Origin of the sequence: Streptomyces sp. TM32 (assembly GCF_004122755.1) — a bacterium.
GTDB classification, from domain to species: Bacteria; Actinomycetota; Actinomycetes; order Streptomycetales; family Streptomycetaceae; genus Streptomyces; species Streptomyces sioyaensis.
The window spans coordinates 1-8,049 of the sequence record NZ_SDIG01000232.1 but is presented as its reverse complement, the minus strand read 5'-3'; the positions used below and the strand labels follow the sequence as shown (position 1 = coordinate 8,049).

Genomic DNA, 8,049 nt, shown 5'->3' with positions numbered 1-8,049 from the left:
CTTCGAGCTCGGCGGGGGTGCGCCGGGGAGGCCCGGTTCGCCGTGCCCCCGGCCGGCGGCGGTGACCTGCGGTCAGGCGGGCAGGGCCGGGTAGTCGGTGTAGCCGCGCTCGTCGCCGCCGTAGTAGGTGGACCGGTCGGGCTCGTTGTAGGGACCGCCGGCCGCGAGGCGGCGGGGCAGGTCGGGGTTGGCCAGGAACAGCGCGCCGAAGGCGATCAGGTCCGCGGCGCCGTCCTCGATCAGGCCGAGGGAGTCCTGGCCGGTGGGCTCGGGGTGGGTGAAGGGGTTGAGGACGAACGTGCCGGGCCAGTCCTTGCGCAGGCGCTCGGTCAGGCTGCGGTCGGGGCCTTCGAGGACGTGCAGATAGGCCAGGTCCAGCGGGGCGAGACCGGCCACCAGGGCCGTGTAGGTCTCGGTCAGGTCGGCCGGGTCGGTCTCGTTGATGTCGTTGAAGGGGGTGCCGGGGGAGATACGGATAGCGGTGCGGTGGGCGCCGATCGCCTGCGCGACGGCGGCGGTGACCTCGACGGCGAAGCGCACCCGGCCCGCGACGTCGCCGCCCCAGGTGTCGGTGCGCTGATTGGCGTTGGGGGCGAGGAACTGGTGGATCAGGTAGCCGTTCGCGCCGTGGAGCTCCACGCCGTCGAAGCCGGCGGCGACGGCGTTGCGCGCCGCGTCGGTGAAGTCGGCGATGGTCTGCACGATCTCGTCGTGGGCCAGTTCCTTCGGTGTGACGAAGTCCTGGGGACCCTGGTGGGTGTAGACCTGGCCCTTGGCCGCGACGGCGGAGGGGCCCACCGGGCTCAGGCCGTCGGGCAGCAGGCTGGGGTGGCCGATGCGGCCGGTGTGCATCAGCTGCGCGAAGATCACCCCGCCCTCGCGGTGGACCGCGTCGGTCACCTGGCGCCAGGCGGCGACCTGCTCGGCGGAGTGCAGGCCCGGGGTGTCGGGGTAGCCCTGGCCGACCACCGACGGCTGGACGCCCTCGGTGACGATCAGGCCGGCGCTTGCCCGCTGTGCGTAGTAGGTCGCCATCAGCTCCGTCGCGGTGGCCCCCTGCCCGTAGGCGCGGCTACGGGTCATCGGCGCCATCGCTATGCGGTTGGCCAGGCGCTTGCCGCCCAGCTCGATCGGGTCGAACGCGGTCGTCATGATCATTCCTTTGGTGAGGAGCGGGAGGCCGCCCGGTCCGGCGGCGCTCCCTCGGCGTGCTGGCACTCTCTCGACCGAGCCGAGGCACCATTACCTGTCCGAACAAGTAAAACACGCTGCCGCTTCCCACCTCGATGAGTGAGGCACGTCACTCGCTCCCTGTTCACTTGGAATTACCCGCCACTTACGGGATGCCCCAAGGGGAGAAGGGGGCGGCTATCCTGATTACTGTCCGGTCAGTTTTAGCCGGAGATATAGGATGGATCTTGATGAGCCGGGCAACCAACCACAGCGCACAAAGCCAGCCGAGCCAGCCGCCGACAGCGGCGTCGGCCACCTCCTCGGTGCCGGTGCCCGCCGCCGCCCACGCCGGGCCGGTCAGCCACGCGATCTTCCGCGTGGCCCGCCTGCACCGCATGATCGCCGGACAGCTCCTGCGCCGCGTCGGCCTCCACCTGGGCCAGGAGCTGGTCATGATGCATCTGTGGGAAATCGGTCCCCAGCGGCAGACCGATCTGGTGCGCCTGATCGACTCCGACGCCGCCACCATGACCCGCAGCATCAAACGCCTGGAGAACGCCGGCTTCGTCCGCCGCCGCCCCTGCCCCGACGACAAACGCGCCGTCATCATCGAACCGACTGCCGCGAGCCAGGCGCTGCGCCGAGAGGTCGAACGCATCTGGGCCGAGCTCGAAGAGGCCTCGACCGGCGGCCTCACCCCCGATCAGCAGGCCGAAACGCTGCACGCCCTGCGCCGTATCGAGGACAGCCTCGCCCGCACGGCCGCACGGACTTCCCCGGCAGACGCCCCCGCACCGGCGGCGAAGGACGACACGAGGACCGGCACGGGGCGGACGCCCCCCAAGAAGTGAGCGCGTAACGCGGCGCCCGGCCACGCCCGTTCGGTCAGCGGGTCGGCGGCGCCGCGACCCGGCAGGCCGGCCATGCCCAGGTCAGCGCGCAAAGAACCGGGGCCGGCAGCGCTACGCGCCGCCCTCGCGACGGCTGTCGGCTTGCGCCCCAATGGCGTCACGCGGACCGCTATGCTGATGAACTGCTCGAAGTTCCGGGACTGGGGGGCCATTTCTGTGCGATTTACTCTGACCTGCGACGAGGGCACCGACGAGGAGGTGTCCTCCCTCCTGGAGATGCTCCGTCGGGACAGGCACGGAGCCGGCCTCGACCCCCAGCTGCTGACGAAGCCCGGCGCACCCGGCGACATGGGCGTGCTCCATGACGCCATCGTCTTTGCCAGCGAGAACCGCCAGCTGATCGAAACGGGGCTCTCCGTCTTCGGCGCGTGGCTGGAGGCACGCCTCCAGCCGAGTGTGTGGACGGTGTCCAACGGCACCCGTACGGTGCAGGTCAGGACCAGGAAGCTGGACCGGGAGGCCCTGGAGGCCCTGTCATCCCTCATCGACGAGGACACAGAGCCCGACGAGGACTGAAGCGAGTATCGACTTGGCCATAACCGGCGAGCCTGTCCCCTTCGACCCGGCGCGATCACGGGCTGTCCTCATCGGGTGTTCCACCTACCATCCCCACCTCAAGCAGGAGGGGTTAGGCGACCTACCATCGGTGCCGCACAGCCTCGACGCGATGCGCGACCTGCTGGACCAGTGGGGGATGCCGAGCCGCAACTGCGACACGGTCAGCGACCGGAACGGACCGCTGACCACGGACACCATCCGAGAAGCACTGCGCAACGCCGCGCTGCGGCCGAAGGAACGCTCGGATCTCCTGCTCGTCTATTTCTCGGGCCACGGCTACACGATCGAACCTGCCGACGGGCAGGGGCTGTACCTCGCGCTCAGCAAGACCGAGTCGGTCAGGGACAATCACGGCAGCCTGGCGTTCGGCCTCATCGCAAACATCTTGCAGGACCCGGCGGTTCAGGCCGATCACATCATGGTGATTCTGGATTGCTGTCACGCGGGCGCGGCCGTCTCCCATGTGCGTCCGGTCCTTCAGCCGCCGGGCGAAACAGGGGTGAGCATTGCTCTGCTGGTGGCGGCCGACAAGGGCTGGAAGGCGAAGTCGCCCACCGAGGACGGGCCCAGCTTCTTCACCGGTGCGTTCATCGCGGCCGCCGGTCGGCCCGCCCCGCGCGGTGGGTCCCATCTGAGCCTCAGCGATCTCGCGCAGTCCGTGAAACAGCAGGCGGAGCAGCACAACGAGGGACTGGGGCTCCCTGATCTTCATGAGCGGGTACCGATCCCCCTCACCTTGCACGGCCATGTGGCGGACCACCCCTGGTTGCCCAACAAAGCCCACCCGACGCGCGGTTCGGCTGAGCTGTCTCTCCCCGGCACTGCTCCGGCACAGGTCGCGGCGGAGGAGGGGGCGGCGTCCGAAGCCGTACCCCCGTCCGAGGAGACGGGAGCGACGTCCGAGGCCGCGCCCCCGTCCGGAGAGAGCGGTGCGGCGGCCGAGGCCGCTCCCGTTGTCGAGAAGGCCGCTCCGTTCGGTCTGAAATGGCCCTGGGACTACCCCTCGCCGCTGCGCCCCGTCCTCCCCCGTCCGGAGGAGTTCGGCCAGCTGAAAACCCGGTCGCGGCCGGGGAACGTCGTACCGATCACCGGCGAGCCGGGGGTCGGCAAGAAGTGCCTCACGGAGATGTTCGTGCGTGAGCGGGACGGCTCGCGCGCGGTCATGCCCAGCGACCCCTATGTGCTGCGGCTCGATCTCGATCTCATCCGGTACAAGAGCCCCGTACCCGCCCTTCGTGCGCTGCAGTTCACGCTGGGCCTGGACCGGTATCGGAACGGCGGAGCACCACAGGATTCCGTCGATTTCGCGGAGTTGCGCGAGCAGGCGGTGGCGCAGCTGGCCCGGCGGGTCGGCGGCCGGCCCTTGGTCGTGTACATCACCTTGCGTACGCCCCGCTCCGGGCGCCGCAAGATCCATGACGACCTGGAACGGCTCCTCGCCTATCCGGTCTTCCGGGACGCGATCGTCCTGGTCGTCTCCGCGCGCGATCTGGAGGGGCTCACCGGCGCCGGCCAGCTCCTGCCGTCGGCGCCGGTGAACGTGCCTGCGCTCAGCCTGGACCAGTGCGCTGAGCTGTTGCGACTCCTGCTGGAGGAGCGGGACATCACGGGCGTCGACCCGGCTGCCGCACTGCGGCTGTCCGGTGCCGAGTCCATCGCGTTCCGCCCGACGGTGCTGACACAGGCCGTGGCCGCGCTCGGCCTGCGCCTCACCGCAGGGGGCACCACCGCTCACGACGGAATGCTTGCCGAGGAAATCCGCCGGGCCACCCATTACGTGGTCGGCCCGGCGCTCATCGAATCGGGCTGCCGCCTGGAGGAGGACTCCGGCCCGGGCGCCCTCGCCTTTCTTCTCGCCTGGGCACAGCTGGGATCACCGCCCCTGTCGGTGACCGACCTGCCACCCGAGCTGGGTTCCCTGCAAAGCGCCATTCCCTGGCTGCGGAAGTCGGGTGTGCTCGTCGACAGCGTGCCGGGCGAGGCATCGGAGGTGGCCATCAGCCCGGCGGCCGCGGAGGCGTTCAAGGAGATCCACAGAAGACTCCAGATGCCACCGGAGGACCGGTTCGGGAAGAACCATCTCCCCGACTTTCTCTGCGGGGTGCCGGAACCGGATGAGAAAAAAGTGGACCGGATCATCGGCGACGCCACCGCGCACTTGCTCAACCACGTGCACGAGTTCGCCGGTACGGACAGCAAGGGCCTTGACGGATTCCATGTGGTGCGGGCCCTGGAACGGGCACTCGACGACCTCGATGAACTCCCGAAGGGCCTGACCACCAACGAGTGGTCCAGCACCCGATCGGTCGTCGTGGCCAACCTGCTGGCCCGATCGGACGACGCGCTGATCCTGCCCGTCGACCTCAAGGACGCGGAGAGCGAACTCCTCGCACTCCACGGCCGCATGTCGGACCCGACGGCCCGCACACCGCTGTCAGGGGTGAAGCTCGGAATCGCGCAGCTCAACGTGGTGTCGCGGCTCTCCACCGATACGCCGGGCATCCACGACAGCTTCTCCCAGGTGCTCACACAGCTCTGGGAGGAGTTCTCCCGCCAGCCACTGCAAAGCCACGAGGACATCAACACACTCGACCGGCTGACCTTCATGTGCGCACAGCGCCTCGACGCGATCAGCGACGTGGCCGAATTCCGCAATCTCGTGCTGGAAGGCGTTTCCCACGCCGTCACGCAGGACTTCACCCCCGGCCGGGTGAGTCGAACCCTCGCCCTCGCCGGCTGGGGCCTGGGTACCGCCGAACTCTCCGACGACAGTGAGCTGCATTCCCGTACCGCGCGACTCGTCCAGTCCCTGATCGACAGCCTTGAGGAGTCGATCAGGGCCGCCCCCAGTGGCGGACTCCGGAACTTGATGCACCGGCTGAGCCTGCTGCACGCCAAGGCCAGTTGGGATCCCCAGGAGACGGCAGAGCACCTGGTCGACGCCTGGCGGCACGGAACGCGGGGCGGTGAGACGCAGGCCTGGCGAGAGCACGACGAGGTGCTCGATCGCATCCTCAGCGGTGAGGCCGCGGGAAGGGTGCTCGGTGCGCTCCTCGCCCTCCTGCTGACGGACGAGGGTGACGCATTCGAGGAGGCCATTCCACCGAACACCCGTTGGCGGGCCGCCGCCAAGGCAGCCAACATCTATAAGCGGCAGATAGCCGCCCTGCCCGCCCAGGAACAGCTCGCGGCGCTGGACGAGGTCGCCCGCTACGCGGCCGCCACCTGGTCCTCCGCCGACGACCAAACCGTGTTCGGCTCCTTCTTCACCTCCTTCATGGCCTCGGTCCGGGATGCCCAGGGCGAGCACCAGAAGGTGCTGCACGGCCTCAAGGCCCTCAAGGAGTCCCTGGACCAGGCGCTCATGGACACCCCGAACTGGATGATCCTCAGGAGTTGGCTGACCATCGTGTCGATGTTGCGCGAGCGGTCGTGGTCCCCGGAACTCACACATTCCGCAGGGCCGGCGCTCAAGCAGTGGTCCACCGTGGTGAAGTCGGCCGGCGGCGCCGACGCCGACGCGGACGCCTGGGCTCCCTTCCATGGCCTGGAGCTGCTGCACGAGGTGGATGCTCCGCTCGTCCTGCCGGGTCCGCGCATCTTCAGTCACGTCCCTGACGACGGACAGGCCGCGCACCTACGCCAGGTGTACGAGGAGCGCCGCGCCAAGGTCGCCTCCTTTGCGCAGGCGTACGGGCAGGACGTCACCTGGTTCAAGATGCTCAGCGCTCTGGAGAGCCGGGTCCTCCACGAGGGAGCGGCTCTCACGGGAGAGAGCGTGGACGTGGACGAGGTCGAGCAGATCTACCGGGTTCTCGGCGGGAGACAACCGAACCCGATTTCCGAGTTCAGCGTGATCAGGGCGAAGGACCACCTGGCTTCCTGGTTGTTCGCCAAGGCGGCCAAGTCCGCGGAGCCGAAACGCCGGAGCATCCCTGAACACAAGCTGATCGAGCTCGTCGGCGTCCGCGCCGACGCCCTTCTGCGGCAAGCACTGTGGGACGAGTACCCGGGCGAAGTCCAGCGCCGTCTGCTGGAGACGGCGCATCGCGAACTCGCCGAGACGCGCTACGCGGCGCCCGGGCATTGGAGTTCAGTGCTGCGACTGCGCACGGCCCGGGGGCACACCCCCTCACTCGCTCCGCAGCTCGGTGCCGTGGCAGAGCTGAATGCCCTGATAACGGCGGAGGAGAGCGCGGGCTTCCTGGAGCTGGCCGCAGCCCTCACGGACCTTGGCGAGCACACGTCGAGCGTCGAAATGGAGCCGTTCGTAGCGGGACTGGAGACAGCCGGAGCGAATGTCGAATCGGTCCATCAGCTGGCGCTGTTCCACCTCGAACAGGCGGAGTGGCTCTGCAGCATGGTGCCGTTGAAATGGCGCTCGGACACGGACGTCCCCTGCTTCCACAGGCCGTCCGGACTGCGTGAGGAGGAACGCCTCGCCGCAAGCCTGCGGAGTGCGTGGTCCTGCTTCAATGCAGTGGTCTGGCTCGATGCGAACCACTGGGCCGGCCGGGTCCAGTCGGCCATGGGGCAGGGCCGCGTCCTGGCCCTGGCGTCCCTGGTCTGGGGCCACGGTGCGGGCGACGTACTGGGACTGGGCGAGGGGTACACCGATTCCGCCGGGGAACTCGGGCCGAAGCTCCTCGGCTTCGCCGAACGGCACTCGATCCGTCGAGGCCGGTTCGCCGCGGCGCGGCTCTCCGAGGCCTTCCTCCCTCAGGTGCACCACGCCTGAGCCAGGAGAGGGGACGAGGACTCCAGCGGCCGGCCGAGAAGCCAGGTCGGCAGTCGTCCGACCTGGCTTCTCCGTTCCGGTGGCCGAGCGTCAGTTCTCCGGGTGGTGGACGGAGAACACCGTGTAGGCGTGCGGGTCGGGCTTGGCGAGTTCGGCGGCCTTGTCGCGGTAGTACTGGACGTCGGGGTCGCCCATGGTCGCCTTGATGTCGGCCTTGCTGCGCCACTGGGCGTAGTAGACGAGACGCTTGCCGTCGAGGCTGGTGAGGATGTTCACCGAGATGCACCCCGGGCGGTGCCGGATGAAACGGTCGGCGCCCTCGCTCATCACTTCGGCCAGTTCCTTCTGGCGGTCGGGCTCCACGTCGAAGACGTTGATCATGGCGAAGGTGCCGTCGTCGGTGCGGATCACGGTTTCACTCATGGTGTGGTTCCTTTCCTGGCCCGCGCGGACGGGCCTTCGATGTCATGAGGGGTATTCGGGGGCATAAGGGGGCTTCGGGACGGACAGCGCCGTGGCGGGGCTCGTTCAGTGGAGCGCGGAGCCTGCCATGCGCGTGGGGGGTCGCGTGGCCCGGGCCGTCGCCCATGCGCGCGCCACCTCGACGGCCTGGGCCGGGTTGAGGCGGGGGTCGCAGTGCGAGGCGGCCGGGATGGGCTGCGCGCTGCT

5 protein-coding genes are annotated in these 8,049 nt (G+C 69.1%); 3 read left to right on the top strand and 2 right to left on the bottom strand.

The features are described from left to right. Positions 1 to 72: 72 nt before the first annotated feature. On the bottom strand, positions 73 to 1,152 hold the full coding sequence (locus EST92_RS29720) for an alkene reductase (RefSeq protein WP_129283790.1): 1,080 nt from the start codon (positions 1,150 to 1,152) through the stop codon (positions 73 to 75). Positions 1,153 to 1,421: 269 nt separating this feature from the next. On the opposite strand from EST92_RS29720, the gene EST92_RS29715 reads away from it, so the two are divergent. The 3 genes from EST92_RS29715 to EST92_RS29710 all read left to right on the top strand — a co-directional run bounded on the left by EST92_RS29715 (position 1,422) and on the right by EST92_RS29710 (position 7,380). Further along, positions 1,422 to 2,024 (top strand): MarR family winged helix-turn-helix transcriptional regulator, encoded by a 603-nt coding sequence (locus EST92_RS29715; RefSeq protein ID WP_129283789.1) that lies wholly within the window; start codon positions 1,422 to 1,424, stop codon positions 2,022 to 2,024. 216 nt (positions 2,025 to 2,240) lie between these two features. Beyond that, complete coding sequence (locus EST92_RS31425; RefSeq protein ID WP_161981797.1) at positions 2,241 to 2,600, top strand: hypothetical protein; 360 nt, start codon at positions 2,241 to 2,243, stop codon at positions 2,598 to 2,600. Between the two features lie 13 nt (positions 2,601 to 2,613). Continuing rightward, positions 2,614 to 7,380 (top strand): caspase family protein, encoded by a 4,767-nt coding sequence (locus tag EST92_RS29710; protein WP_161981794.1) that lies wholly within the window; start codon positions 2,614 to 2,616, stop codon positions 7,378 to 7,380. Positions 7,381 to 7,470: 90 nt separating this feature from the next. On the opposite strand, the gene EST92_RS29705 is transcribed toward EST92_RS29710, so the two are convergent. Further along, on the bottom strand, positions 7,471 to 7,803 hold the full coding sequence (locus EST92_RS29705) for an antibiotic biosynthesis monooxygenase (protein WP_129248651.1): 333 nt from the start codon (positions 7,801 to 7,803) through the stop codon (positions 7,471 to 7,473). Positions 7,804 to 8,049: the final 246 nt, after the last annotated feature.